Here is a 26,664-nt window from a genome sequence, read left to right on the forward strand (position 1 = left end):
TTCCCTCGGCGTTGGTCGTCAGGTTGCGCGATCGACGTTTGATATGACGAGCGAAGTTGAAGGCCTGGAATCATGAACATCGTACGATCTGCCAATATCGCGTTGGTTGCCAGCATCATCGCGCTGTCGCTGCCCCATCGCAGCGAAGCCGCGCCGTCGGTTCGATTTAGCGTCGTAGCGACGGTCGAAAATATTTACGACCCGATTGGAATTTTGGGCGGAAGCATTCAATTGGGAGATCCCTTAAAAGGACTAATCCAATATGAAACCAATTTGCCGGATATGGATCCGGACCCTTCAAGAGGCCTCTATGATGGGGATCCGATCAGCCGGAACTTCATGATCGGGAGCGACTCGTCGAGCGGATTTTTCTCGACCGAGTTCTTCTTCGACGTCAGCATCGCTGATGAGAGTCCCGGCAACGGCGCCGATAGCATCGAATTCTTCGCATCCGGTGACACGACACCCTCGACTTTGATCCTGACCGGCGTTGACTATGTCGACCTGCAGGTAAACCTTACTGACTTGGACGGAACCGCATTCAATGCGGACGTGCTGCCGACACAGTTAGACCTAGCTGATTTCGAAGTGGCCACCGTCACCCTCTCGGCAGAGAATTTCTTACAAGAATTTCAATACTCCGTTGATGCCCGGATCACGAGCATCACAACGACGGCGATTCCCGAACCGCAGTCGGCTTCGGCACTCGTGATGGTGTTGGCAGGACTAGGTTGGCGTCGCTGGCGATCGCGCCGCTAGCGTGAGGGGTTGCCCTAACTTCTGCTTGACATCCGCGCACAGCGAAGACATCAAACCGGGGAAATTACCGGCGCATTCCAGCACGAAATCGCATCAACCCAACCGCTCCCCCAATCTCCTGTTACGAGTTCAATGATGTTGCGATGTGGATACGTTGGCTGTTTCGCGTGGCTGTTGGTGGTCGGCGGGGTCACTGGCGCCGCGGTCGCCGACGATGTGGTGGGTCCTATCGTTGGCACGGTCGAGTCCACGTCGGCGCATGTGCTGTATCGACCACGGGCGAGCCAAACCAAACTGCGACTGTCCGTTGTGCAAGATGGACAGACGGTGGCAACGGTGCCCGCATCGACCAAGCCGGACGACGACTTTGTGGCGAAGTTTGAAGTCACCGGACTGCAACCGGCCACGACCTATCACTACCAGATCGACGAACTCGGTCCGTCACCGACGATGTTAGTGCCGGCTGATTCAGCCCATCATTTCACGACGGCCAGTCCGGCACGCAAAGACAACCGGGTATCGATCAGCTTCGTTTCCTGTGTTGATATCGAACCCAACGGAATCTGGCCAGAAATGGACGCGTTGGACGTCGACACCGCCTTCCTGATGGGTGACACGCCGTACATCGACAAGTCGGATCTGAAAACGGTGCGTCAGAAGCATCGGCAATTTCTTCAGCAGCCGGATTTGGCGTCGTTGGCGGCGCACACGCCGATGGTGGGCACGTGGGATGACCACGATTTTGGTCGCAACAACGGCAATGGCCGCAACCTGCTAGAAGGCAAACCGAATACGCGAAAGGGCTTCGTGGACTACCGCGCCCACTCGCAATACGGCAACGGACGCGAAGGGGTCTACCACAAGGTGGATTTGGGAATGATCGAAGTCTTCCTGCTGGACCCACGCTACTTCTCGCAAACCGAGCCATCGCCAGTCGATCCTTCGAAACCCACCTGCTTCGGTGCCGATCAATGGGAGTGGCTGTTAACGGGTCTGCGCCAATCCAAAGCCCCCTTCAAAGTGCTGGCGATGGGAGCGATCTGGCAGGACAAGAAGAATACAGAAACCGACGACATGTTTACGTACTGGTACGAGCGCGACGCGCTGCTGGACATTGTGAAATCAGAAAACATTGACGGCGTGGTTCTGCTTGGCGGCGACATCCACGTCGCACGGCATCTGATGCACCCGCAGCGTGTCGGCTATGACCTTCACGATTTTGTGATTTCACCGGGACACACTCGAACGATCACCGAACTGGACGTCTACCATCCATCGCTGCAGTGGTCGCTGGTCGAAGGGTGGCAGTTTCTGACCATGACGGCCGAAGAAACGGACGAGTCCGCGAAACTGATTGTCCAGTTTCGTCAGCCCGGCGGCGTCATCAACCGCACGGTCACCATTGCGAAAAACCAAATGACGGCCGCGACGGACCGGGGCGCTGTCGACGGACCACGTGCCCATTGGCCGTTGGACGACGACTTCACCAATCAGTCGAAACTTGGGGATCGTATCGATGCGGCCCCCGTTCACGGCGCGACGTTGAAAAGAGACAGTGGCATCATTGGTGGGGCAGTCCGGCTGCATCGCGACCAACAACAATACCTGAACGTTCCGCGAAGTTTCTTAGACGATAACTCGGCTGCGTATTCGGTGTCGCTGTGGTTCAAACCGACAAGCCTGCCGGCGCACGATTCGTCGTCGCGGTCGTTCCTGCTGGAAAGCACAGCCGAGGGCCAACCAGAGAATCGCGGGGCATGGAGCCTATCGCTTGGCCTGCGATCCGCGGACACCGCCGACCAAGTGAATTTGCAGCTGTTCACATCAACCTTGCAACCGGGCTCGCTGCCCGAAGCGGCTCCCACGGCGATCTCGCAGGGGCCGTTTGACACGTTGGTCGATCGCGATCGATTGATGGACCAATGGAACCATGTCGCGTTCACGTTTGATTCACAATCTCTATCACTGTTTCTGAACGGTGAACGCGTGGCTCGGCATCCACTGCCGATCCCTGGTCCAACCAGCGAATTTGGCGGTCTGATCATTGGCGGTCACCGCAATGGCGTTGGCCGCAACTTTGATGGATGGATCGACGAGGTTTCCATTTGGCAGCGCTCGTTGACCCAATCCGAGCTTGCTAAGCTATCCGATGCGAAAGCTTCGTTGGCGGACTGAACGTCGGTGGGGCATCCGATCCATCGCTAGACACGCCCCCCATTCACCGACCAGAGAACACGCGTTGGAAAATCCAGAACTGCCATACTATGGCGTCTTTGATCTGTTCAAAATTGGGATCGGACCGTCCAGTTCGCATTCGGTGGGTCCGATGCGTGCCGCAGCGATGTTCTTGGACGAACTGGCCGATCGAAATCTGACCGAAACGGTTCAGCGAGTCCGTGTGGACCTGTACGGGTCGCTGGCGTTGACCGGCATTGGCCACGCGACCGACGTTGCCGTGTTGATGGGGCTTCGCGGCGAAGTCCCCGACCAAATCGATCCCGATTCGATTGCCGAAAAACTAAGTCGGATTCGTGATTCTGGAAAGATCGAATTGGCGGGCGATCGACAGATCCCATTCGCCGAAAAGTCTGACTTGATCTTCAATCGCAAGATTCGTCTGGATGCGCATCCCAACGGGATCCGTTTCCAAGCGTTTTGCGACCAGGATGCCGATGCCCCGGCGCACCAATCCATCTACTTTTCGATCGGCGGCGGCTTTGTCATCCCAGCTGTGGTCACCGACGAAGACGCATCCGACGACGGGGCAGCCGGGCTTCCCGGGGGTCAACACGCACACGCGGTTTCGATCGCGATGTCCGTTCCAGCCCAGGATACGGTTCGTGTTCCGTATCCATTTTCGTCAGCCCGCGAATTGCTGGAACTGACCGACCAACACCAAATTTCGATCAGCGATCTTTCGCGTGCCAATGAACAAGCGCTGCGACCGGCCGAAGAGACGAGTGATGGCCTGCGGCGAATCTGGCAAGCGATGCAAGAATGCGTCCAACGTGGTTGCCGAACCGAAGGAATTTTACCGGGCGGGTTGAACATCCAGCGGCGTGCACCGGCTCTGCACCAGTCGCTGACGCAGAACGCCGAATCGATCATTCGCGATCCGATGTCCATCTTGGACTGGGTGGACCTATTTGCATTGGCAGTGAACGAAGAGAACGCGGCGGGCGGCAGGGTGGTGACGGCGCCAACGAACGGTGCCGCCGGAATCATCCCCGCGGTCCTGCACTACTTAGAACGATTCTGTGATGGAGTGACACCGGACACGATCGAGCGATTCTTGCTAACCGCGTCGGTGATCGGGTCACTGTACAAACGCAACGCGTCGATCTCGGGTGCCGAAGTGGGATGCCAGGGCGAAGTCGGTGTGGCCTGTTCGATGGCGGCGGGGGCTCTAACGGAAGCCTTGGGTGGGACGCCACACCAAGTCGAAGAGGCAGCGGAAATCGGGATGGAACACAACCTTGGTCTGACCTGCGACCCGATCAAAGGACTCGTCCAAATTCCCTGCATCGAACGCAACGCGATGGGCGCGGTCAAGGCGATCAATGCAAGCCGATTAGCATTGCGTGGCGATGGCAAGCACTTTGTATCGCTGGACCGAGTAATCCGAGTGATGAAACGCACCGGCGCCGACATGTCGACGCGTTACAAAGAAACGTCACGCGGCGGACTGGCCGTCAACCTAAGCGAATGTTAACCCGTCATCGATCGCCATAGTTCGCTAGCGGCAGCAACATCGCGGTCAGTCGCTTTTCCGCGGCCGTACAGAATCCGGTTGTAGGCTTCGACCAACCTAACCGCGTGAGCCGATAGAAGTCCGGTCGAAGCGTCGCCCTGGCTCGCCGTTGCCCGTCGCAGAAATTCATTGGGGGTTTCTTCACGCGACCGCTGGATTCCCTGTTCACGACAATAGGCTTCCCAGGCTGCGAAGGTGATCACGATCACTCGGCGAGGATCTTGTTCGCGACCGATCGGGTTCGAAAAGGATGCGAACGAACGCAGCGGTACGCTGTTTTCCTGCGCCAAGAATTCATCGAACGACGGTTGCCCGTCATCGGCCTTGGGTTGGAACCAATTTGCCCACCACAGACCGATCGCATGGCGGTGCATCCAAACAAAGGCGACGACGATCGCCACCAACGCCAAAAAGATGATGAACTTCAACAGACTTGATATTCCGGGCATCGCGTTGGCGACCGACCGCAACGGGTTCGACTTGGCAGCCGACGAAGACCCCTGTTTGGTCGACCCAGCATCGTTGGCATCATTCTTGTCTGCTTGCGGGCTGCGATCCTGTTTGGCATCGCTTTCATTCGACGCCGCTTGGTCTTCATTGGCGGGTGATTCGCCGGATTCGGACTTCGCATCCTGGCTTGGTTGGGAATCGTTTTGCTGCGATTCGCTTGGCGACGACTTCGCATCACCGGAATCGCCTTTGCTTTCCTGCTTGCTGTCCGAGCTGTTTGATTCTTGTTTTCCAGACGGGGCGTCCTTTGATTCCGAAGACTTGGCATCCGAGGGTCCAGAGGCATCGGGGGACTTACCTTTCTGGTCGCCTGCTGGCCCGTCTTTTCGCTGGCCCGTGCCCACGTCGCCGGCCGGCGCGTCCTTGCCCGCGGCGATGTCCTGGACTTCCTTTTCGGCCGCGTCGGGATCACCGGATGTCGACGCAGCATTTTCGCTTGTCTTATCAGCCGCCTCGTCGCCCCAGCCACTTTTGCTGGCAACGGTGTCGTCTGGCGAATCGAGGAATTCAGGAAGTTCGATCGATGCGATCAATCGTCCCGGTACCGGTGCCATAAAAGCGATGAACAAGATCAACGCGATCATGGCGACACCGCCGGCCAACCATGCGACCGTCACATCGGCAGGCATTTCAACTTTTCGCTGTCGCAAATACCGCCGCAAACCTAGAAAACTAGTGGTGACCAATAACGAAAGGCTGGCGAACAAATAGAACGCCAACAATTTCTGTGCTCGCGCCCAGGTTTCGGGATCCGAGCGCAGAAAGAACTGCCCTAGACCGAACAGTGGCAGCGCCGCCAAAGCCAGGTACATCACCGTGCGTCCCGGCTGATGAGCATTTGTACGCCGCGATGCACCGGAGTTCTGTGGCGGCTGATCGGTGATCGAATCAGCGGATGATTCGTCCGGTGGTTCAGTCGGCTTGATCTGCTTGCGAACAAACAACCGTCCCGAGTCGATCAAACCTTGCCCGCTGGCATCCACGTCATCATCGATCAAAGTGCAGTCGCGGACGATCCGATCGGCCAGCACGGCAATCACCACCAGGATCACGGCCGAAAAGATCGGCGAATCGACGAACCGCAACATCGACACAAACGTGACTAGGCCGAGGACGCCCGCGTAGCCCATGGAATAGGCGCGATCTTTTTCGATCGCGACCCGGGCGATCGCAACGACGCCCATGGTGAACATCAATAGCGTCCAAGACACACGGGCAGGGTAGCTGCCGTGGTAGAGCACCAGCATGAAGAAATTGGCAAGGCTGCTGATCATCAAGAAGATCAACACGGGCGCCACCGCGATCGCGGCGTAGTCCGACGCCGTTTTGGTGCGAGGCGTATCGATGACCGGTTACTCTTGATTCTCGGGGTGAAGTGATCTCCACCGTTCCATGGCAGGACCGATCTTGTTCATCGGGATCCATTTCCCCTTCGTTTTGCTACTTTGCAGCAACGTTTCGGGACCGATTTGACCGCGATCAATCCGCAGCAGCAGGTCGCTTTCCGAGATCGGCCCCACACGACGACCTTTACGGATCCAGCCGCTGGCCATGTAGTACCATCCGGTTTTCATCACTCTTCTCCCAACGAACGAGGGGCGGCGATGGTTGGGATCGATCGTGAAATACAACCACCCACCAAGTGTTTGCCCACCCCACACCTTAGCGTGGCGATGCCAGCCCGTGCTAGGCTTCATCGACAAAATACCGCCGAACAGCGTATTTTGTCGGTTCACCAATGGGATTTGCCAAGATTCCTGATCACCGATGTCGATGGGGGATGTCGGTTGAATTCAACGACTTTCTCGTTTTCAGCGACCGCCCTGTGCGTGCACGCGCCCCTACCAACGACCGCTGTGCCGGTCGGCATCCACGATCCGCTTGGCCTCGGCGCTGATCCCATAGTGCAAACTGGGTTGGTTCAGTTCCATGAAGACCGTGTACTTTTGATGAACGGCATCCGAGTAAACGACAGGCGCGTGCGTCAGTCGCAAGAAGTGCACTGGCTTGCCGTTCCAACGTTTGGTGTAAACGCCGGCTTCCAAAGTCGGTTCAGCGGCCAGCCCATAATGCGATGTCGCGGCGTAAACCAGTTTGTTTGGATCGCCCGTGAAACCGTGAAAGGTGACCCGCTGCAACGTACTCTTCTGATCAAAATAGTAGGTCAACGTTCCTGCCAGATCATCGGCGCGAGTTCCGGTGACGACGGGAACTCGCAACCCTTCTAGATTCAGATCCGCCAACACCGTACTGACGCGAGCGAAGCGTCCGATCACCCACTGCGGTGTGATGTCGAACCGGATCACTTCGCGCAGATCGGTCACCCCTACCATCGCCAATTGGGGCACGGCGGCAGGGTCAGCGGGGATCGCGCCTAACTTGCGAGCCATGTCTTCGTCGAATCGATACCGCTGTGAGTTGACGTTGCGAAGTCCTTCGACTTCGTGGTGGGCATGCGCGGCACCGGTGACCGAAATCGCTCCCTCGCCCTGATAAGACACCGTCGATGCGCCACCGATCACGCCCATGGCATCCTGTCCCCACTGGGTTTCAGATGCCACGTACGGTCCTCCTGCGGCGGCGGCTAGTAGCGCCGCGGTTTGCAATCGTGAAATCATGGCGAACGTGACCGGAAGCGAAAATACGGAAGGGATCCAACAGGGACCAACCCGTTGTCAAATATCGGCGGGCGGTGGATGCGGGCGTTGACCGATCCGCTTGGCCCCCCCCTTGTCCCTATGATCGAGTCATCAATTACAATCCGGCCGGGTCGCAACACCGTTGCAAACCGACATCCGTCTTCCATCGCATCGCTTTCTAGAACATCCACTTGCTTGTCCCCTTTGATCACTACCGCGACGTCCTCGCCCAATGGTCGCAGTCCGTTGGCAACGGAGAAAACGCCAATGCATCGACGATCGCCCGAATGCGACAGCAACTCGGTGAAGATGTCGCGCATGCGGTGATCTCTTCTGCGCAGCTGCAGACGAAAGCCCGCGCCAAGTTTGGCGAAGGCCATTGGTGGGTATCCGAAAAATCGCTGCAACAAGCGACACCCTGGCAGGTGGCGCGGCTGAAAGCGGCCTGGTTGGGCAACCGAGACGTCGTCGATCTGTGTTGCGGCGTCGGCGGCGACACCATGGAATTGGCTAGGCGAGGCAGGGTGCTGGGTGTCGATCAAGATCGAATCACAGCATCGATGGCACACGCCAACCTGAAACAGATACAGGCCACCGCCGAGCCAAGCGAAGCTTCGACCGCATCGGATGTTTGCTGTGATGACGCATGCCGGATTCCGATCGATCCCAAATCAGCAGTGCACATCGATCCCGATCGACGTGGATCCGGCAAACGCACAACCGATCCGGACGAATACCAGCCAGCCTGGACCGACGTTCTGGGCATCGTCCAGCGGCAACCTGCGTCCATCATCAAACTGGCGCCGGTGGCCGCCGGTGGCCCGAATTCGTCGTTGACCGCAACCATGGCGTCATGGCATCGATCGTGGATTTCATTGTCCGGCAGCGTGCGAGAGCAGTCGCTGATCTGTGGCGACGCGATCGACCAGGCCGACCTACCTGACAACGGACGTTCGGCCTACCGAGTTCGCCACGACGGATCCTGGGTGCGTTTCGTCGCCCACGCGGACGAGGTCGTTGACCTGCCTGAACAAACCGCCCAGCTGTGGAAAACAGACACCAACCCAGGTGGTTACATGATCGATCCCGATGCGTCGATCCGCGCGGCGGGATTGACGATCGCGTACGCCAATCGACATGGGATCCGACTGCTTGGCAAACCGTCCGGGTTCCTGACCTGTGACGATCCACCCAAGGCGGACGAATCGGCAACCAGCACGTCGCCGCCACCGGATGATGCGAACCGAGATAGCGTGAACGGGGCCGGTGCCAACCTAGCGGTCCCCAACTTGGCGGTGGTGGGCCAAGTGGTGTGGTCCGGTTCCGCGGACGATCGCAAACTTCGCCGTGAACTTCGTAGCCGGAACATGTACCCCGAAACCATCAAGGTTCGCGGCACCGACCATGACCCCAACATGTTATCGCGGCGATATCGGTCGACGGGCGACACGCCGGTGACCCTGTGGATCGGGCGTTCGGGCGGGCGCGTCTATGCCGCGATCACTACTGCATGGCAGGCGGCAGAACCTCTACCGCGTGCGGCAAGTCTTTGACAACCTCGAAACTTGGATGCGCTGCAATCAACAGAGACATCATTGGCGGCATCGGATCGACCCAAGTAGCCACTTCCACATCATCGATTTTGGATTCCGCACGAACTTGCCAGATCGCAAGATTGGACTGTTCGCCGAACGGGCCATAGGGCAGTTCGGCCAGTCGTGTTTTTCGCTGGGGATAATAATCGGCGGCAGTGATGTCGTCGGCCACTTCAAACGAATCATGGAGCGCGGCCGCTTCGGCAAATCGCCCCTGCGATTCGTAGATGTCCACCAACAATCCGCGGGCCAGCGGGTGTGAATCAAATCGGCCCACCAAGTACTTGGCATCTCGGATCGCCCCATCCACATCGCCAGCGAACCAAATCGCTCGAGCCCGGTCGACTTTCACGATCATCGACATCGAATTCAGCAGGGACGCTTCCCGCAGCGTGCGGATTGCATCGTTTTGCTGGCCCAACGCCAATTGCAACAACCCGTACTGATGCTGGACCTGCCAACGGTAGGGCGCCACGGTGGCCAGTTCACGAAACGTTCGTTCGGCCCGTGCGTACCGCCCCAGGGTTTGCCAATCCAACATGGCCATCGCTAGCCGTGCATCGATCGATGTCGGGTCACGCTGAAGCGCCTCTTCGGCCTTCACTGTCGCCTGACGCACCAATTCGGGAGTGGCATCCATCGACGACTGGCCGGCCAAGGTAATGGAGGTCAGCGCAATCCCAGCAAGCGGATCGACAAACTGGGGATCCACTTCATGTGCCTTTTGGAAACACCGCAGCGCCATCGACAACCCACTAAGACTGTCGGGGTCCGACCGGGCCTCGCCATCGACCAAGCAGCGAAACGATTCGGTCGTTGGTGGCGCCGACTCGGCCGCCGTCGAAGTCAGACTTTGACCGATGACCGCCGCGACCTCGGTGGCCAATCGAGACTGTTCCAGAAAGTTCTCGCCGACTTGCCGGGTGATCTTTCGTCCCCAAATCTGATTGCCGGTTTTCGAAGATGTCAGCTGCAGATCCAATTCGATGATCGGTTGGTCGCCCTGGCGAACCGTTTGAATGGTCCCGCTTAACAACGCGTCGACTTCTAGCTGTTTCCCCAGACGCCGAAGTTCCTCGGGCGATTCGGCACGCAGTGGCCGAAACCGAGGCACACGAACGCTGGACATTCGCGATAGTTCGTGGACCAATAGCACTGAAAGTTCTTCGCCCCGGTGCAACGGCCTGTCACCGACCGGTGGGCCGACCATCGCCCCCGCTTGATTGGGATCATCGGCGGGATCGCGGTCGTCGGCGTCCGACAAATCCACGAACGACAACACAGCCAACGAATCGACATCGCTTAGCCCGGCGACTCCGGCGACGGACCGTTTCCAAAGGGCGAATGCCCCCACGACAGCCAGCAGGACTGCGGCAACCAATCCCCAACGCCGGACGACAGAGAGGGTCGATTTCGAATCGCGGCCCGAGGACTTCCCCATGATGCCGGAGTGGTACGAAATGTGGTCTTGCCGTAATTGTTGTGCGATGACCGCAGCCGATGCGGGCCGTTTCTGTGGATCCTTTTCGAGACACTGGTCGATCAGATCCGCAAGATCCGGTGCATCGCGTCGGCGGACCGCGTCGATCGGCGGCGTTTGGTTCACCGTCGATGTCAATCGAGCGGCCTTGGTCGTCCCTTGGAATGCGTGACGGCCATAGAAAGCTTCATAGAGGATGCACCCCAATGAAAAGATGTCGGCCGCCGGGGTGACGGGTTCCCCGCGTGCCTGTTCGGGCGCCATGTAGCCGGGTGTGCCCAGGATCATTCCCTCGCGAGTCTCTTCGGCGTCTGGTTCCAGCGCCGACGGCGGGACCCGCGACAGCCCAAAATCGAACAGTTTGACGATCGTGGATGGTTTTCCGTCATCGCCATCGTCGGAATCGGATGCAGCCTCGGATCGCGACGCCGAACCGCCAACCAACATGATGTTGTGTGGTTTCAGATCCCGGTGGACAACACCACCGCCATGTGCGGCGTCCAGTGCCGCGGCGATTTGTGCGCCGAATTGGTAAGTTTCGTCCAACGACAGCGGCTTTCGCGCCAGCCGTTGGTCCATCGATTCGCCGCTTAGATGTTCCATCACGGCATAGGGCATCCCCCCGTGCATACCGACGTCAAAGAGTTCCACGATGTTGGGGTGGCTGATGCCAGCAACCGCCCGTGCTTCGCGCTGAAACCGCTCATTCAAATCACGTCGGCTAGCGGCTTCGACGGCCAGCATTTTGATCGCGACAGTCCGTCCCAACCGTCCATCGGACGCCCGCAGGACGACGCCCATTCCGCCACGCCCTAATGTGCCTTCGATTCGGTAGGGGCCGACCAGCGATCCAACATCGGGAAGCGCCAGCCGCGGGGCAACGTTGGGCGATAGCGAACGAGAAGACGATCCCGAGCTTCCTGCGCCCGAGACAGCAGCATCGTCGATCCCGGCGGTTCCGCGTGTGACCGATGGGACGCCAGCCCCCGGCAATGGGCCGATGATGGTGGCAGCATCGTGACTTTCTTCGGCCAACCCTTGGCCAAAACTGTCTGCTTGACCTGAACCAAAAATCGGACTCGCTTCTTCGCGATAGCGTCGATCACGTTCCAGTTCGTCGTGGACCAGTTCCAGTTCGTGGCGCAGCAGATCCGAATTCAGACCACCGTGTCGCGAAACCAACGAATCGATCGATGGGCTGGACCCTCGTCGCAATTCCGATTCGTACTGTAAACAGACCGAATCGATCCTGGCCAATTCCGCTGCGGGTAATTTATCCAGGCTCACGCTTCGGCCTCGTTGTCCGATGTATCGACTTGTTCGGCCCAGATTTTACGAATCAGTTGCAGACGGCGTTCGACCGCTCGCTTGCTGACTTCCAAACGGGTTGCGATCTCGTCGACCAGGTACCCGTCCATCCGCATGATGGCAATCTGTTTCAATTGTTCGTCATCCAGTTGATCCAGCAGCACGTCACAGGCTTCGGCCAGTTCGGCGCGGATGTCTGCGGCGACTTCATCGCCGGTCACACCGCCGATCCCACCGGATCGCAGTTCGCCAGCATGGTTCAGGAACACCGATTCGCCGCGGACCGATCCACCACCGCGTTTTTGTCGGGTTTGGCGACGCAGGTGAGCCTGCGATTTTCGGCTGGTCAACGTGATCAGCAGCCCCCACAGATTCTCGGGGCCGCTAAGGTCCGGGAACTGATCACGGCGGATGCCTGCGATGAAGCTGTGAAACGCCGACAGGGCAATGTCTTCCTCGTCACCGCTGCGTCGCAGGTTGGCCGGCAACCGCTTGGCTGCGATGCGCACCAGCTGCTGAAAGTAGGACTCCCACATCTGCGCCGTGGCCTGCTCGTCCCCGTCGCGAACTTTGGCAAGCAGTTGTGCAAATGCTTGGGATGAATCGTCCATGTCCGCCGTCGGTTTAGAAGAAGAGATGAAGAGGACAAGAGCCGAAATTAGGCCTCGGCCGCGCCGATCACCGTCGCTTGAAATCCGTCGCCGTCCGCCACCGCGCCGGGTTCAAAGTGACTCCGCCGTGCGAACCCAATCGCAGCAGCCTGGTCACCCTGGGGCTCTATTCTAGCAATGCTGGTCAGACGCCCCACGGTTTTTCCCGCTGCATCGACGGTTGCCCCGGCCGTTGGGATGGTGCCCTGGATGGACCAACGTACCAGTTTTTTCTGGACTTGCCCCAGCGCGTCTAAGCGAGCGACGGTTTCTTGACCAAGGTAGCACCCTTTGGTGAAGGAAACGGCCAGATCATCCCGGTCGGCTTCTTGAGGCAAATTGGCGTCGGTAAGGTCCAAACCGTACCAGGGAAAACCAACCGCCACACGCTGCTGGTGAAAGTCGTCCATTCCGCCCACAGCAACATCGTTGGCTGCGATCCACTGCTCGATCGATGGCAAATCGTCGCTGGAAACCAGCACCGCCAGCGTTCCCTCGCCGAGCCAACGATTCTGATACACAACAACGTCGGTATCACCCCACTTGGCAGACCACGATTGGATCTTTCCCAGGGCATCATCGCCACCCGGTTGGATCCCAAGATCGACCGCCGAAGCGCTAGGCACGGCAAAAACCACGAATTGTTCGTCCCGAATCTGCGGCACGGCGTCTTCACGAATCGTGTAACGATCCAGGTGCGCGGCATAGACGGCCGAAACTCCTGACGAAGCGATCAAGCGAAACGCATCCTCGTGACGATACAAAAAGCCGTGCGCCAAAGTCTTGCCGCGAACATCCGTGATGAACGTCTCGCGACCCTCACCAACGGCCAATTTTTTGACCTCGTTCGTGGTGACGTTATGCACGATGGCAGCGGCGTCGGCACCGGTGACGTCGACGATGGACAGTTGTCCGAGGCGATAGATTGCGGTTGATTTCATTCCCGGAGGATACCAGCTTAGGCAAGCGACTTGCAGATGGCGGGATCAACGCCATTATGTGCCATAGAAGACACCGCCATGGATCCCCCACCGGGAACTGCCATGCGGGTATTTACCCGCGAGTCCGCGTTCTGATATAGCCAATCGACATTGTTCTTTCGAAACATCCCTTTCCTAACAGATCGCTCGTCATGGCCGAAACGACCCAAACTGTGCCCGCCGCGATCCATCCACCTACCGGCAGCGTGGCGGCTAGCACCAACGACAGCTCCGGATCCGCCCAATCAACGGTGAACGAATCCAAACCGGCTTCGAATCCGCTGCCCTGGCTGATCCGCAACCTATGCGACCAGCAACATCGGGTAGCACAGCAGAACGCCGCCACGGTGTCTGCCGAATCATCCGATTCCTGCCGATCGCGGAACCCCGAATCGATTGCCCAGCCCGAGTAGTTTTCCGGCACCGACGGCCGTAGTGTCCCGGTCGAAAGGTCGACGGCCACAGAAAACGGCAAACCGCAATTGAAAACGCTGGCCCGCGAAACGCTGTGGTCATCGATCCGCTGGATCCGTCCGGCGGTTAACTCCAACACTGCGAAGCGATACCCTGACGATCGGTCCTTTCCGATCTTGACTCTTGAAGCTGGCCATCGGCCGCACATCAGGGATACCAGCAGTGAATCAGCCACCTTCGTTGTTCGACGATGCCGAAGCCGACAACCTTGCCAGCGCCCAACCGCTGGCTGCACGCATGCGTCCCCAGCGGCTGACCGAATACGTCGGCCAACAACACATCCTGGGCGAAGGCAAACTGCTGCGGCGAATGATCGACGCCGGACGTTTGGGAAGTGTGATTTTTTCGGGACCACCCGGCACCGGTAAAACCACTCTGGCTCACCTGTTGGCCATCGAAACCGGCAGCCAACTGCGTACGTTGAGCGCCGTATCCAGCGGCGTGAAAGACGTTCGCGAGGTACTGGCCTGGGCCGGCGACCTGATCGCATCGGGGGGGCCAAGACCACTGCTGTTTATCGATGAAATCCATCGGTTCAGCAAAAGCCAACAGGACGCACTGCTGCCGGACGTGGAATCCGGTGTCGTATCGCTGATCGGCGCCACGACCAGCAATCCCTACTTTGCCGTCAACGGCGCGCTGCTGAGCCGCAGCCAGTTGTTCCAGTTGGAATCGCTATCGCCCGAAGACATCGAAGGCTTGATCCGCCGGGCTTTGGCCGATTCGAATCGCGGTTTGGGCGGCACGTCGGTGACGGTCGATGACGATGCCATCACCTATCTGTCGCAAGCCTGCGAAGGCGATGCCCGGCGGGCTCTTTCGGCGCTCGAGATCGCGGTCCGCAGTTCAGCAGACGGATCAGTCACGCGTGACGTGGTGAAGGAATCGCTGGGAAGTCGTTTGGGCGGATACGATGCCGGTGGCGACGACCATTACAACCTGACCAGCGCCATGATCAAAAGCATCCGAGGCAGCGATGCGGATGCCGGAGTCTATTGGTTGGCCCGCATGCTAGAAGGCGGCGAGGACATTCGATTCCTGTGTCGACGACTGGTCATCTTGGCCAGCGAAGATATCGGTAACGCGGATCCGCAAGCGTTGCCGATCGCGGTTGCCGCAATGCAGGCGTGCGAGTTCGTTGGATTGCCCGAGGCGCAACTAACCCTTAGCCAAACCGTCGCCTACTTGGCACTGGCTCCCAAAAGCAATGCCGCCACGGTCGCGATCACGTCGGCGCGGCGAGATGTCCGCGAAAACAAAATCATCCCGGTCCCCAAACATTTGCGAGACGCTCATTACGGCGGAGCGGAAAAGCTGGGACACGGCGAGGGTTACCAGTACTCTCACAATGCCGAAGACGGGATTGCGGCACAGGATTACTTGGGCGTGGACCGTTCGTATTATGTCCCGGTGGATCGCGGATTCGAAGCCGAACTGAAAACGCGGATGGACAAGATCAAACAAATATTGAAAAGAAGCGACGGTTCGGAAGATTAGGATTCGCGAAGGGGAGTCGAAGAAGAAGAAGTTCGAGTTCGAGTTTAAGTTCGAGTTTAAGTTGACGGTGGGGCCCTAGCGTTGCTGGCACGAAACTTGAACTTGAACTTGAACTTGAACTTGAACTTGAACTCGAACTCGAACTCGAACTCGAACTCGAACTCGAACTTGAACTTGAACTCGTACTCGTACTCTCTTCCTAACGCACCATCCCCCATCCCGACTGACGGATTCCCGGTCCCCGCGTTAGCTCCACTGACATCGTTCTATGGTTTGGGTACGTAACGGAACTGGCCATTGTGACGATTGGCGATTCGCCGCATCCCAGCCTCGCCGACTTTGCTGTGGTAGGCGATGGTGTGGATGATGCTGATCGGCTTGCGATCACCGAACAAATTGGTCACGACGTTTTCTTCGGCCAACATGTCTTCGAACTTCTGCGAGAACTCGCCGTCGGAGAGCAGGAAGATCACATCGGGTCGCAGCTTCAACGCAAACCGGGTTGGATCATACGGCGCCCATCCGGGTCCGCGACCAACTTGGCGAACCCACCGCTTCAACGCTCGCTTGTTCGCGTCGGTTGCAAAGACGCTTCGCGGTTCGTCAACACTCGGATCGCTAATCCGCATGTAATCCGGCTGGCGATCGAAAATGATGACATAGAACCGTTGATCGGGTGTCAGCAGATCGATGGACCCCAACAGTGCGGTGATCGCCGAATCAAAACCGCTTTTCATGCTTTCGGAACTATCGACCATGTACACAAAATGGTTCCCGCCACCTTCCACGCCACAAAACGTCATCTTCTTGGCACCGGCTGAATTCATCGACCGGCCCAAGGTGGAACCAGCCGCCGAACTGGAAAGCGTCGACACCATCGCAGTTGGTGGTGTGGGCAATGCATCCGGCGAAAATTCACTTGCGACCAATTCACCAACCGGACTCAGATCGTGCTGAGTCTCATTCGGCACCGGATCGGAAACCGTGGACGATGGCATCGCTTGGCTGGTTTCAATTTCGACCGTCTCAATCACCTCCTGATCCGCCGATGTGACCGAGGCCGATAGGGCGACCTGGTCTTTGGGGATGCGGGTCTGCAATCCGATCCCGGCCAACAAGATCAGAATGCCGACGTGTGCAATCGCACTGACGAACCACGCCGCCGGACGTCTGCGCCGATTCGCCTTGTCGTCATCGTCCTGTGTCACCAACGGTTCGATGCCCGGCAGACCGCCGACATCGTTTTTTTTGATCTTCGAATCGCCGGCCTGAACGTTTCGATTGCGTGCTTGGGATGCGGATCCCCCGTCGACGGGCGACTGAGGCAAAGGAGAGTGCCGACTTTGATCCATCATCCGCGGCCTACCAACGCGGCTGTGCTGGCCATCACGGCGTGTGATCGGTCGCGAAGGTTCGCGGCGTGTTCGGTTGGCAATGCTAGTCGGCGGAGAGTTCTCTACCGAACGGTCCGCTGCGGCAGGAGTGTTTCGTGGGCGATCGGTTTCCGCATCCGACTTCGCTCGCGCCCGGCTGTGACCGTTGGTCTGTGCGGACCGGACCGATCCCCAGTCCGCGAAAGTGGTCGGCGGATTGGCCGGCCCCTTCGGTCGCGGTTCGTGACACGGATCCCAACGCCGCATCGCAGGCGAACGCGAATCCGGGGCGAGTGAATCCGGGGCGAGTGAATCCGGGGCAGGGAAGTCCGGGATGGACGGCTCTGGCACGAACGAATCGGGGGATGGGGATCCGCCGACCGTATCTGCGGCGGGTCCGTGGCCGAGTCGCCGCAACATCATCTGGATCTCGGCAGCCCTGGCATTCAGCTTGGCGGCCGACGCCTCGCTGCGGACCTTGACCAGCTGCAGTTCCAATATCCGCCGCAATTCATTCGGATCGTCGTTCATCAGATTCGTCCAGCATCAGGCAGTCGTCATTGCCAACGAAGAACGCGTCGCCGAACCGGCCGGCCAAACGCCATCCGGAACGCAACGCCCCCCCATCATAGGGCAAGTGGTATTGCGTCCACTCGATGAAATCAGCCGGACTCGCGAAAAATTACTCCGCCGACAGCGACACCGCCGGGGCGGCCGTCCGATCCAGCGAAATTGCGGCCACGGGGTGTCGGCGAATCCAAACCCAACACACAAACGCCATCGCCGCTTCGACCAAGATGAACAGCACTCGCGCGGCGATCGCCGAAAGCAGACCGTGGGCGGGGCTGATCACAATGCCCAACACCGATGCCAAAACCAACTCGCGAACTCCCGCCCCACCAGGCAATAGCGAAGCGAACCCAACGACCATCGCCAAACTGATCGCAGCGGTCGCGATCGGAAACAACTGAATCAGCGAGGGCACCGGATCCGCCGTCGGGACCGCCATGATCAACGCCGTGAAAGATCCACCGATCAATAGCCACGACAACAACGACCAACCCCATCCGGCAAAGAACAGCGACCATCCGATCTGTTCATCCACTCGCTGTTTGTCGACGCCGCCGACGCGGGCTGCGATCCAGCGCAAAATCGGTGGCAGGGTAGGGATACCAGCAAGCAGCGCCGTGACGAGCGCCGTGATCGTGATCCACTTTGGCACCGGTGCCTCGGCCGTTGCGATCGCTGCCACCACCGCCCCCACCGCCATCATCAGGAACGTTTCCAGGAAGACGCTGATCGTTGATGTCAGCGGCCGAACACCATCGCGAGCCAGGACGCCGCCACGCAGCACCACCACCATCGCTTTGCCGGGAACGTACTTTCCAACATGCCCCAAAGATTGGGCGATGATCGCCGTTGACCGTTTCGGATGCCCACCCAAGGCATGCACGGCGCGGTGGAGCAACATCCCAGATGGCAGCAAGCCAAGGGCATACAACCAAGCAGCGACGGACAACCAAGCCAAATTCAGATTGGCCGGGTGAGGCCGGCTGGCATTCAGCGCGGCCTGCTGTTGCTGCAATTCCCGCTGGACCGCTGGATCGGTTTCGACGTCAGCTTGCGACTGCAGTTCATCGATCGCCAAATCGATCTTGGCCGTTTCCGCACTCCACTGCTGGGCAGCCGATCGAAATGCCAACGCCAGGCCAATCACGACCACGACCAGGATCACCAGCTTGGCCACCGCCATCCATCTCTTGCGTCCACCGACTCGGTTATCCTGAACACCGACTGGACCGCTGGCGTCGACTTCGTCTGCGTCCGCACCGGAATCATTTCGAATCGGCTTGTCGATCACGTTGGTTTTCTTTCGGTGCAAAGGAGCGGGGCGTCGACAAAGGGTAGGGTTGGCGGTGAAGGGCAGGGCGGCGGCAAGGGGAATGACTGGTCAATGCCGCGTGAATCGTCCACAATCCCCGACCAACCGTGTTCCACCTCCACATGATCACCGATTTCGATTGATCCAACACTGCATCTTGGATACTGCATGACCAACCGTCGACGCAAAAGCAAATCGGACCGCCAACCAAACTCATCGGGCCGTCAGCCAAACTCTGGGGGCGAAGCCAAAGGCAGCGATCCGGCCGCCCCGCAGTCGCCCGAAACTCAGCAAGCTGAAACTCAGCAAGCTGAAACTCAACCGCTGACGAAAGATCCGACCAGCCCGACCGACAGTGGTCAAGCCGCGGGCACCGCGTCGCGGGATCCCGGACTCCCGTCGCTGGCGCGTATCCTATCCGTCGTGATGCTGATTTTGGGGATCATAGCGGTCGGCGCCTTGTTCTACAAAGTGATGGCCGGTTTCTTTGTGCCGCTGTTTCTGGCCGCGTTGTTGGTGGTCATTTTCCGTCCCGTCCATCACTGGATCTTTCAACACACCGGCCGGAAACCTCGAACTGCCGCGCTGGCGACCACATCGCTGGTACTTGCCATCGTGCTGATGCCGTTGATCCTGATCGTTTCGGTCGCGACCAGCCAGTTCACCGCGATGGTCAGCCAGGTGAATTTCAAAGACTTGACCGAGGCACTGGATCGTGGCCGCGAACAACTGGGCATCTCGCTGCCACATGCCGAACAATTCCGCCGATTGGACGAACTAAGCGATTCGCTGGACCAAGGCGAAGATCCCAAGCAGGTGCTGTCAGACGTCAAAGAGGCGTACACGCTGGTTGAGTACTTGCAATCCGAAGTCGCCGGGCCAGTCACCGCCGAACCGTTCGCCGAGGTGGCCAAGGACCGCCTGGATGAATTCGCCGGTTCGGTCCAGACCAAACACGATGTCGAGTCGCCCGAAGGACTGGTCAGCCAACTGGATGCGGAAGAGGAATTCCATCAGGGAAGTTTGAAAGCGACGGCGGCCATTCGCACTTGGATGAAAGCCAAACTCGGTGGCACCTTCACCAGCCAGGTGCGTCTTCTTGCCAACCCCAGCGCCGAAGACCTGAAAAAGCTGCTGCAACGGGCCCGCGAAACCCTCCAGCCTCGTTTTGTCTCCATCACCAGCGCCACCGGCAGTTACCTGATTCAAGTGCTGGTCGGATTGGCCGTCCTGGTGATCGCGGTCTACTTCTTTCTGATCGACGGCGCGGCGATGATCCGCACCCTGATGCGACTGAGTCCGCTGGACGACAAATACGAAGCCCAACTGTTGCTGGAGTTCGATCGAACCAGCCGAGCGGTTGTGTTGGCCAGCGTCCTGAGCGCGTTGGTGCAAGGCGTGTTGGCCGCCATCGCATTTTGGTTCTTCGGATTCGAATCGATCATCCTGCTGTTTCTGATCACGTCGATGATGGCCTTGGTGCCTTTCCTCGGTGCCGCATCGGTGTGGGTGCCATGTGCGATCTACCTGGGCGCGGTCGAACAGCGATGGACCGCAGCAGCGATCTTGGCCATCTATGGCGCCACGGTCGTTTCATCGATCGACAACGTCATCAAGATGTACGTGCTGCACGGCCGATCGACGCTGCACCCATTATTCGCACTGCTTAGCGTGCTCGGTGGCGTCAAAGTGTTTGGTCCGATCGGAATTCTGGTCGGTCCAATGGTCGTCGTCTTTCTGCAGACGCTGCTAGAAATCTTGAACCATGAATTGGCCGGCCGCGACGCCCGAGCGGCGATCGAATCAGGATCGGGATTGGATCCCGAGGCGGATGTGTTCGAAGCCGCCGAGAATCAAACCCGCACGGATTAGACCCCCGCACCAAGCGAGAAGAACCAAGGTCCGCTTTGCTGCGGTCGCTTGCGAGTATTCCGCCGGAACTGAACGCTGAGGCAAAAGGCGTGGCGGAAGTCGTCAAGAATTTGCCGAGTTGATGAGCCGTTTAGGCGAATAGCCTCGGTTTCGTCACGCAACGACCGGGTTCCGGAACGCCGTAGCGGGGTCGGGGTCGGGAAAAGTTCGAGTTCAAGTTCGAGTTCGAGTTTAAGTTTCCAACTGTCATGCAGCACCCAACTTAAACTCGAACTTAAACTCGAACTCGAACTCTTTCTCCCCTCTATTCCTTCTCCCCCTCTATTCCTTCTCCCCCTCTATTCCTTCTCCCCCTCTATCCCTTCTCCTCGCTCTCCCCTTCGTCATCTCAACAAATCCAAACGCAGCCTTAGTTCACCGGGACCGCTTCGCCAGCGGGGGTTCGAGTGGCTCTGTACCGATCCACCAAAATCCCTCGTTCGGGACCGATCAGCATTGCGATCAGCAGTTGCGCAGCGGCGACCAACACGATCGCTCCCGATGTGGTCACGCTTTCGACGTACGGCAAACCTAGCGCAGACGTGATGGGGCCGGGCAGGGTGATCGCCGCTAGGTGTCCCAAGACAGACGCAGAAACGGCGACAGACATCGAAACAGCGATCATCGGGCGCAGGCGACGGCTGATGAAGAACGCCGTCGATGGCGGGATCACCAACATCCCGATCGCCAAAATGCTGCCGACGACCTCGAATGCGGTGACGATCGTGGCGGTGGTGATGGTCATCAATCCATAGTGCATCCACTCGGGCCGCAGCCCCAGGGTCCCGGCCAATTCAGGATCAAAGGTGGTCAACATCAGTTCTTTGAACAGCACCGTGACCAGCACCAAGTTGACCACCAACATCAACGCACAAGTGATCGCTTCGGCCGGAACACCATCGGACAGACCGATCGTGTCCAGTTGGCCGTACAGGACACATTCCAAGTCGATATCGCTTTGATCCGCAAACTGCCGCAACATGATCAGACCGATCGCGAACAGAGTGGTGAACACGACTCCCATCGCTGCGTCGCCGCGAATCCATCCCGACCGCGACACCCATTGGGTCAAGAACGCAGTCAACAAGCCCGCCGTCATCGCACCGCCAAACATCAAACTCTGGCGGAACGTCCAACTGCCGTCCTGGTCGATGATCCCGAACCCCTGTAACCAACCGGCGACAACGAATGCCGCCACGACACCAGGCAGGGCTGCGTGAGTCAACGCATCGGCGATCATGCTCTGTTTACGCAGAAACAGAAAACATCCGGGGATCGCGCTCGATGCAGCGACCAACGACGCGGTCAACAGAATCCAGGTATCGATAGTGGACCAAACCAAGGCCGCAGCGATCATTGCAAAACCTGCCCATAATTTGCGACGAACAAAAACAAATGAATCGCCAACAGCCCCATCGCTGCCAGTCGATAGCTGGAAAATATCCCAAAAATCGACAGCACGCACCCCAGTGCGGCGACCACGATTCCGCCCGCCGGGAACCACCAAAACGCGGCCGTTGCAAATCCGACCACCATCACTGACGCCGCCACGGCGCCCATCGCGGTGTACCGAATTGGACTGACGTCGACGACCGGCTGGACCACCGGATGCAGCGGCACCGGATCGCCGGCAAAGGGGGATCCGACGCGAATCGATTCATCCAGGTCACCGTCCAGTGTCCCGGAATCCGGGTCGGCGACGTCGCTCTGTGGCGGCATTTCCCCGGGCGACGACTGGGCTGGCGAATCCGAAAGCGACGCTCGGTCGGGCGGCGGTGGAGAGTCGGGGGGCAACATAGACTCGTTCGGGTCAGATGGATTCATGCAGATCAGTTTGTCCAGCCAGAAACAGACCACCGAGAAACAGACCACCGAGAAACTTCGTTGCCAATCAAACGGTCTGCCGACTATTCTAGGGTACAAGTCGGTGACAATCGTAGGTCAGCGAGCTTAGCTGATCCAACGAATCTGCGGGCGACGCGACCCATACGACATTCAACGATTTGCGATGCTTTGCCGCTTGGGGCTCCAAAACGGTCCCGACCGGTGATCCGGTTCCACTTATCACACGGTCGGCCAATGACCGGCCGGCCAATTGCGGTCGGCAAATCACGGTCGGCGGTGACCAGCGATCGGCCCCGTTGCCCATGGCGTTCTGTCTGGCCCCCGTGGGCGGGACACGGGGCGTCGCGGGTGATTCGCCCACGGTTCCCGACGGATGGGTTCCGAGCGGTGAGATCCCGACGGATGGGGTTACCGGACCGGTGAGATCCCGGCCGGCGGGTTGACCGACCGCCCATCGCCAATGTCATATTTTCCTGACCGCTACTACATCCGACACTGCCCCCCTCGAATCCGACTGGACTTTCTGAATGCCGTTGCCAACTCTCGGGCGTTCCCTATGCCGCTTTGCCGTGAACTTGCTGTGGGCGTCCCCCCGATCGTCATCCGCATTGGCAGCTTCCATTCTGCGACCAGGGCGATTGGGCAAACCGATTTGGACAGCAGGACTGGTCGGGCTGGGCCTGATTTCGGCACTGGCGGGAACCAGCCCAAACGGCGTCGCAGCGGACTTTAAACAGCCCGCACCGCTGGATCCGGTGATCGCCGAGGCTTCCGAGGAAGCGGCCGAATCGATGGCCGGAATCCGGATTCCCGAAGGCTGGAAGATCGAACTTTACGCGGCCGAACCAGAAGTCGCCAATGTGGTCGCCTTTGACATCGATCATCGCGGCCGTTTGTTTGTGTGCGAAACCTACCGCCAAAATCGCGGTGTGACGGACAACCGCGGGCATGACGAACAGTGGCTATTGGCGGATTTGGCAGCCGAAACGGTCCAAGACCGAATCGATTATCACAAACGTCTGCTCGGCGAAGCGGCCGTCACCTACGCCCAGCACGATGATCGCATCCGTCGCCTGGAAGACACCGACGGCGACGGCAAGGTGGACCGATCGACGATTCTGGCCAACGGGTTCAACCGCATCGAAGAGGGCACCGGAGCGGGCGTTTTGGCTCGAGGCGATTCGATCTACTACACCTGCATCCCCAAACTATGGAAACTGATCGACACCGACGACGACGGCAAAGCCGACGAACGCGTGGTGCTGTCCGACGGGTTCGGCGTCCGCGTCGCATTCCGCGGCCACGACATGCACGGGCTGGTGATCGGCCCGGACGGGCGACTTTATTTCAGCATCGGCGACCGGGGCTACAACGTCACGACCGCCGACGGACGGCTGTTGGCGGACCCACAATCGGGTGCCGTCTTCCGCTGCGAATTGGACGGAAGCGGCCTCGAAGTCTATGCCACCGGGCTGCGTAACCCACAGGAATTGGCGTTCAACGATGTCGGTGACCTGTTTTCGGTCGACAACAACAGCGACAGCGGCGACCAGGCTCGCATCGTCCATATCCTCGAAGGCGGCGACACCGGGTGGCGGATGCAGTACCAATACCTGCCCGATCGTGGCCCTTTCAACCGCGAGAAGATCTGGGAACCGTTCCACAACGAACAACCCGCCTACATCGTCCCACCGGTGCTGAACTTCACCGACGGCCCCAGCGGGCTGGCGTTCTATCCCGGAACTGGATTCGGCGACGCCTTGAAGGACAAGTTCCTGATCTGCGACTTCCGCGGCGGACCAGCCAATAGCGGCATTCGATCGTTCAACCTGGACGCCGACGGCGCGTTCTACCAAATGGGCGAAGATTCCGACCCGATCTGGACCGTGCTAGCAACCGACGTCGCGTTCGGCCCTGACGGGCATCTGTACGTCAGCGACTGGGTCGACGGATGGGACGGTCTGGGCAAAGGCCGGATCTATCGGCTCAGCGATCCAGCGGAACAAAAACAGCCGATCGTTGCCGAAGTCCAATCTCTGTTGGCCAGCCAATGGGCGGAACACCCAGCCGCCAAACTGTCCGAACTGCTGGGCCATGTCGATCGCCGCGTACGATTCGAAGCTCAATGGGAACTGGCAAGCCGCGGCGACATCGACACACTGATTGCCGTTGCCACATCGGCCGAATCGGATTCCATCAAGCGTCTGCACGCCACCTGGGGCGTCGACCAAATTGCACGCACCAAACCCGCCAAAGCGGACGCGGCCATTGCGGGCCTGGATGGGCTTGTCACCGACAAAGACGAAATCATCCGCACCGCAGCGATCCGAGCGTTGGGCGACCGAAGTGTCACCGCCGCCGCAGCGAAAATCCGCCAACAATTGACTGATCCTTCGGCACGCGTCCAATATGCTGCGATGATGGCGTTGGGAAAACTGAAAGACGCCGAAGCGATGGGGCATGTCGTCGGGATCCTAGCGACCAACGACAACGCCGACCCCGCTTTGCGACACGCCGGATTCAGCTATCTGGCGAAGGCCATTTCCGGCAAAGCGATCGGCCAACTGATTTCGCACCCTAGCGTCTCGGTCCGCCGTGCTGCGGTGGTGGCATTGCGACGTCAAAAGAGCGGCCTGTTGGCGGAATTCCTGAAAGACCAAGATCCATTGGTCGTCCTCGAAGCGGCTCGCGCGATCCACGATGAACCCGTCCCGGTGGCTGTCAATTCGCTGGCCGCACTGATCGATCAACCGCTGACCGACACCAATCTGATCCGCCGCGTCCTGAACGCCAACTTCCGACTAGGAACGGCCGATGCCGCCACACAGTTGGCACAGTATGCGGGCCGCGTATCGGCAGTGCCAGAAATGCGAATCGAAGCCTTGGACATGCTGGCCGACTGGACATCACCGGACCCACGTGACCGCGTCATCAATGTCTATCGCGACACCAAAGCCCGGCCTCGCAAAGAAGCCGCCGACGCGTTGTCGCCGCAGATCGATATCCTGATGACATCGCAAGAATCGGTGCGAGAAAAGGCCATCGAAGTGGCTGCGGGATTGGGGATCGAAAAGATCGCACCGCTGCTATCCCAGCGAGTTGCGAATTCCGATCAACGTTCATCCAACCGAGCTACCGCCTTGACCGCGTTGGCGAAACTGAACGCTCCCTTGGCCGTCAAATTGGCCAACGAAGTCAGCCTGACACCGCCAAACGAATTGGTCCGGGCGGCGCTGGATGTGCTGGCGGCGAATGACCTCGAAGGATCGCTCGGCAAATTCATCAAAGCGACCCAAAGCCGCAGCATGGATGTCCGCCAACTGGGATGGGACATCCTGGGGCGCAGCCAGTCCCCCGAAGCGCTCTCGGCGATCATCGGCGGCGTGGAAAGTTATCTCGATGACAAGCTTTCCTCGGACGTGCAACTCAACGTGCTGGAGGCCGCCAAAGGAAAACTGGACGACGCGCTCGGCAAACGATTGACCGAGTACCAACAGCAGTTGGCTCAGGACGATGCCTTGGCGAAGTGGCTGACCTCCCTGAACGGTGGCAATGTCCAACGTGGTTCGAAACTGTTCCTCGAAAAAACCGAACTGTCGTGCTTGCGATGCCACAAGATCGATCGGGCGGGCGGGGAAGTGGGCCCCAACTTGACGGTCATCGGCAAGACTCGCGATCGACGCTATCTGTTGGAATCGATCTGTTTGCCCAACGCAAAGATCGCCGAAGGATTTGAAACCGCCGTGATCGCAAATGATTCGGGGCAAGTCTTCTCTGGCATCGTCAAATCCGAGAATGACGATTACATCGAATTGATCCAGAATGACGGTTCGTTGGTTCAGATTTTCACGGACGAAATCGTCGCCCGTCGCAAGGGAAAAAGTTCGATGCCTGATGACCTGACAAAGTTCATGACGGCCCGTGATTTACGTGACTTGGTGGCCTACCTGGCCAGCCTGCAAGAAGACCGACGGTCGGCCGCCGACGTCGAGTAGTGCAGCAGGGATGCG

At 58.9% G+C, this 26,664-nt stretch carries 18 protein-coding genes; 7 read left to right on the forward strand and 11 right to left on the reverse strand.

All coding sequences use genetic code 11. From position 1 onward, the window contains the following. The first annotated feature begins 72 nt into the window (after window positions 1-72). The 3 genes from K227x_RS26125 (at window position 73) to K227x_RS26135 (ending at window position 4,471) form a co-directional block, all read left to right on the forward strand. Window positions 73-759 (forward strand): hypothetical protein, encoded by a 687-nt coding sequence (locus tag K227x_RS26125; RefSeq protein ID WP_145174928.1) that lies wholly within the window; start codon window positions 73-75, stop codon window positions 757-759. A 132-nt stretch (window positions 760-891) separates the two neighbouring features. After that, window positions 892-2,934 carry a LamG-like jellyroll fold domain-containing protein gene (locus tag K227x_RS26130; protein ID WP_145174931.1) on the forward strand — a complete coding sequence of 681 codons (2,043 nt, stop codon included), beginning with the start codon at window positions 892-894 and terminating at the stop codon, window positions 2,932-2,934. A 64-nt stretch (window positions 2,935-2,998) separates the two neighbouring features. Next, entirely contained in the window at window positions 2,999-4,471 is a 1,473-nt protein-coding gene (locus tag K227x_RS26135) for an L-serine ammonia-lyase (RefSeq protein ID WP_261343417.1), read from the forward strand. Here K227x_RS26135 and K227x_RS26140 read toward each other — a convergent pair. The 3 genes from K227x_RS26140 to K227x_RS26150 all read right to left on the reverse strand — a co-directional run bounded on the left by K227x_RS26140 (window position 4,468) and on the right by K227x_RS26150 (window position 7,638). Then, window positions 4,468-6,294 carry a DUF4129 domain-containing protein gene (locus K227x_RS26140; RefSeq protein WP_145174937.1) on the reverse strand — a complete coding sequence of 609 codons (1,827 nt, stop codon included), beginning with the start codon at window positions 6,292-6,294 and terminating at the stop codon, window positions 4,468-4,470. The two genes, K227x_RS26135 and K227x_RS26140, sit on opposite strands and share 4 nt — an antisense overlap. A gap of 78 nt (window positions 6,295-6,372) precedes the next feature. Continuing rightward, on the reverse strand, window positions 6,373-6,594 hold the full coding sequence (locus K227x_RS26145; RefSeq protein WP_218933547.1) for a DUF4339 domain-containing protein: 222 nt from the start codon (window positions 6,592-6,594) through the stop codon (window positions 6,373-6,375). Between the two features lie 267 nt (window positions 6,595-6,861). Further along, window positions 6,862-7,638: a DUF6690 family protein gene (locus K227x_RS26150; RefSeq protein ID WP_145174940.1), complete on the reverse strand. Its 777-nt coding sequence runs from the start codon at window positions 7,636-7,638 to the stop codon at window positions 6,862-6,864. Window positions 7,639-7,850: 212 nt separating this feature from the next. On the opposite strand from K227x_RS26150, the gene K227x_RS26155 reads away from it, so the two are divergent. Next, a complete protein-coding gene (locus tag K227x_RS26155) occupies window positions 7,851-9,212 on the forward strand; it encodes a class I SAM-dependent methyltransferase (protein WP_145174943.1) in 1,362 nt (453 codons plus the stop codon). On the opposite strand, the gene K227x_RS26160 is transcribed toward K227x_RS26155, so the two are convergent. The 4 genes from K227x_RS26160 to K227x_RS26175 all read right to left on the reverse strand — a co-directional run bounded on the left by K227x_RS26160 (window position 9,163) and on the right by K227x_RS26175 (window position 14,321). After that, a complete protein-coding gene (locus K227x_RS26160) occupies window positions 9,163-12,021 on the reverse strand; it encodes a serine/threonine-protein kinase (RefSeq protein ID WP_145174946.1) in 2,859 nt (952 codons plus the stop codon). The two genes, K227x_RS26155 and K227x_RS26160, sit on opposite strands and share 50 nt — an antisense overlap. Continuing rightward, complete coding sequence (locus K227x_RS26165; protein WP_145174949.1) at window positions 12,018-12,653, reverse strand: ECF-type sigma factor; 636 nt, start codon at window positions 12,651-12,653, stop codon at window positions 12,018-12,020. The genes K227x_RS26160 and K227x_RS26165 overlap by 4 nt, the downstream gene beginning before the upstream one ends. A gap of 47 nt (window positions 12,654-12,700) precedes the next feature. Continuing rightward, entirely contained in the window at window positions 12,701-13,633 is a 933-nt protein-coding gene (ygfZ, locus tag K227x_RS26170) for a CAF17-like 4Fe-4S cluster assembly/insertion protein YgfZ (RefSeq protein WP_145174952.1), read from the reverse strand. Between the two features lie 112 nt (window positions 13,634-13,745). Next, window positions 13,746-14,321 (reverse strand): hypothetical protein, encoded by a 576-nt coding sequence (locus K227x_RS26175; protein ID WP_145174955.1) that lies wholly within the window; start codon window positions 14,319-14,321, stop codon window positions 13,746-13,748. Between K227x_RS26175 and K227x_RS26180 the strand changes: the two genes are divergently transcribed. Further along, the gene (locus tag K227x_RS26180) at window positions 14,309-15,643 is read left to right on the forward strand and encodes a replication-associated recombination protein A (protein WP_246146299.1); all 1,335 of its coding nucleotides are present in this window, start codon (window positions 14,309-14,311) and stop codon (window positions 15,641-15,643) included. The two genes, K227x_RS26175 and K227x_RS26180, sit on opposite strands and share 13 nt — an antisense overlap. A gap of 266 nt (window positions 15,644-15,909) precedes the next feature. Here K227x_RS26180 and K227x_RS26190 read toward each other — a convergent pair whose 3' ends face one another. Together K227x_RS26190 and K227x_RS26195 are read right to left on the reverse strand one after the other, a co-directional pair. Beyond that, a complete protein-coding gene (locus K227x_RS26190) occupies window positions 15,910-17,547 on the reverse strand; it encodes a vWA domain-containing protein (RefSeq protein WP_145174958.1) in 1,638 nt (545 codons plus the stop codon). A 151-nt stretch (window positions 17,548-17,698) separates the two neighbouring features. Then, complete coding sequence (locus tag K227x_RS26195; RefSeq protein WP_145174961.1) at window positions 17,699-18,877, reverse strand: lysylphosphatidylglycerol synthase transmembrane domain-containing protein; 1,179 nt, start codon at window positions 18,875-18,877, stop codon at window positions 17,699-17,701. 189 nt (window positions 18,878-19,066) lie between these two features. Here K227x_RS26195 and K227x_RS26200 point away from each other — a divergent pair, with 189 nt between their 5' ends. Further along, window positions 19,067-20,770, forward strand: coding sequence for an AI-2E family transporter (locus K227x_RS26200; protein ID WP_145174964.1), 1,704 nt, complete (start codon window positions 19,067-19,069; stop codon window positions 20,768-20,770). 409 nt (window positions 20,771-21,179) lie between these two features. Here K227x_RS26200 and K227x_RS26205 read toward each other — a convergent pair whose 3' ends face one another. Then, window positions 21,180-22,166 carry a metal ABC transporter permease gene (locus tag K227x_RS26205; RefSeq protein ID WP_145174967.1) on the reverse strand — a complete coding sequence of 329 codons (987 nt, stop codon included), beginning with the start codon at window positions 22,164-22,166 and terminating at the stop codon, window positions 21,180-21,182. After that, window positions 22,163-22,633: a hypothetical protein gene (locus K227x_RS26210; protein ID WP_145174970.1), complete on the reverse strand. Its 471-nt coding sequence runs from the start codon at window positions 22,631-22,633 to the stop codon at window positions 22,163-22,165. The genes K227x_RS26205 and K227x_RS26210 overlap by 4 nt, the downstream gene beginning before the upstream one ends. Before the next feature lie 629 nt (window positions 22,634-23,262). Between K227x_RS26210 and K227x_RS26215 the strand changes: the two genes are divergently transcribed. Beyond that, a complete protein-coding gene (locus K227x_RS26215) occupies window positions 23,263-26,649 on the forward strand; it encodes a PVC-type heme-binding CxxCH protein (protein ID WP_246146300.1) in 3,387 nt (1,128 codons plus the stop codon). Window positions 26,650-26,664 lie beyond the last annotated feature (15 nt).

Source organism: Rubripirellula lacrimiformis (genome assembly GCF_007741535.1).
GTDB lineage: Bacteria > Planctomycetota > Planctomycetia > Pirellulales > Pirellulaceae > Rubripirellula > Rubripirellula lacrimiformis.

What these genes read in the sequence shown, in the direction of transcription:
- K227x_RS26125 (WP_145174928.1), top strand. Translation starts at nt 73, where the DNA reads ATGAACATCGTACGATCTGCCAATATCGCGTTGGTTGCCAGCATCATC.
- K227x_RS26130 (WP_145174931.1), top strand. Translation starts at nt 892, where the DNA reads ATGATGTTGCGATGTGGATACGTTGGCTGTTTCGCGTGGCTGTTGGTG.
- K227x_RS26140 (WP_145174937.1), bottom strand. Translation starts at nt 6,294, where the DNA reads ATGATCAGCAGCCTTGCCAATTTCTTCATGCTGGTGCTCTACCACGGC.
- K227x_RS26145 (WP_218933547.1), bottom strand. Translation starts at nt 6,594, where the DNA reads ATGAAAACCGGATGGTACTACATGGCCAGCGGCTGGATCCGTAAAGGT.
- K227x_RS26150 (WP_145174940.1), bottom strand. Translation starts at nt 7,638, where the DNA reads ATGATTTCACGATTGCAAACCGCGGCGCTACTAGCCGCCGCCGCAGGA.
- K227x_RS26165 (WP_145174949.1), bottom strand. Translation starts at nt 12,653, where the DNA reads ATGGACGATTCATCCCAAGCATTTGCACAACTGCTTGCCAAAGTTCGC.
- ygfZ (WP_145174952.1), bottom strand. Translation starts at nt 13,633, where the DNA reads ATGAAATCAACCGCAATCTATCGCCTCGGACAACTGTCCATCGTCGAC.
- K227x_RS26190 (WP_145174958.1), bottom strand. Translation starts at nt 17,547, where the DNA reads ATGAACGACGATCCGAATGAATTGCGGCGGATATTGGAACTGCAGCTG.
- K227x_RS26200 (WP_145174964.1), top strand. Translation starts at nt 19,067, where the DNA reads ATGACCAACCGTCGACGCAAAAGCAAATCGGACCGCCAACCAAACTCA.
- K227x_RS26205 (WP_145174967.1), bottom strand. Translation starts at nt 22,166, where the DNA reads ATGATCGCTGCGGCCTTGGTTTGGTCCACTATCGATACCTGGATTCTG.
- K227x_RS26210 (WP_145174970.1), bottom strand. Translation starts at nt 22,633, where the DNA reads ATGAATCCATCTGACCCGAACGAGTCTATGTTGCCCCCCGACTCTCCA.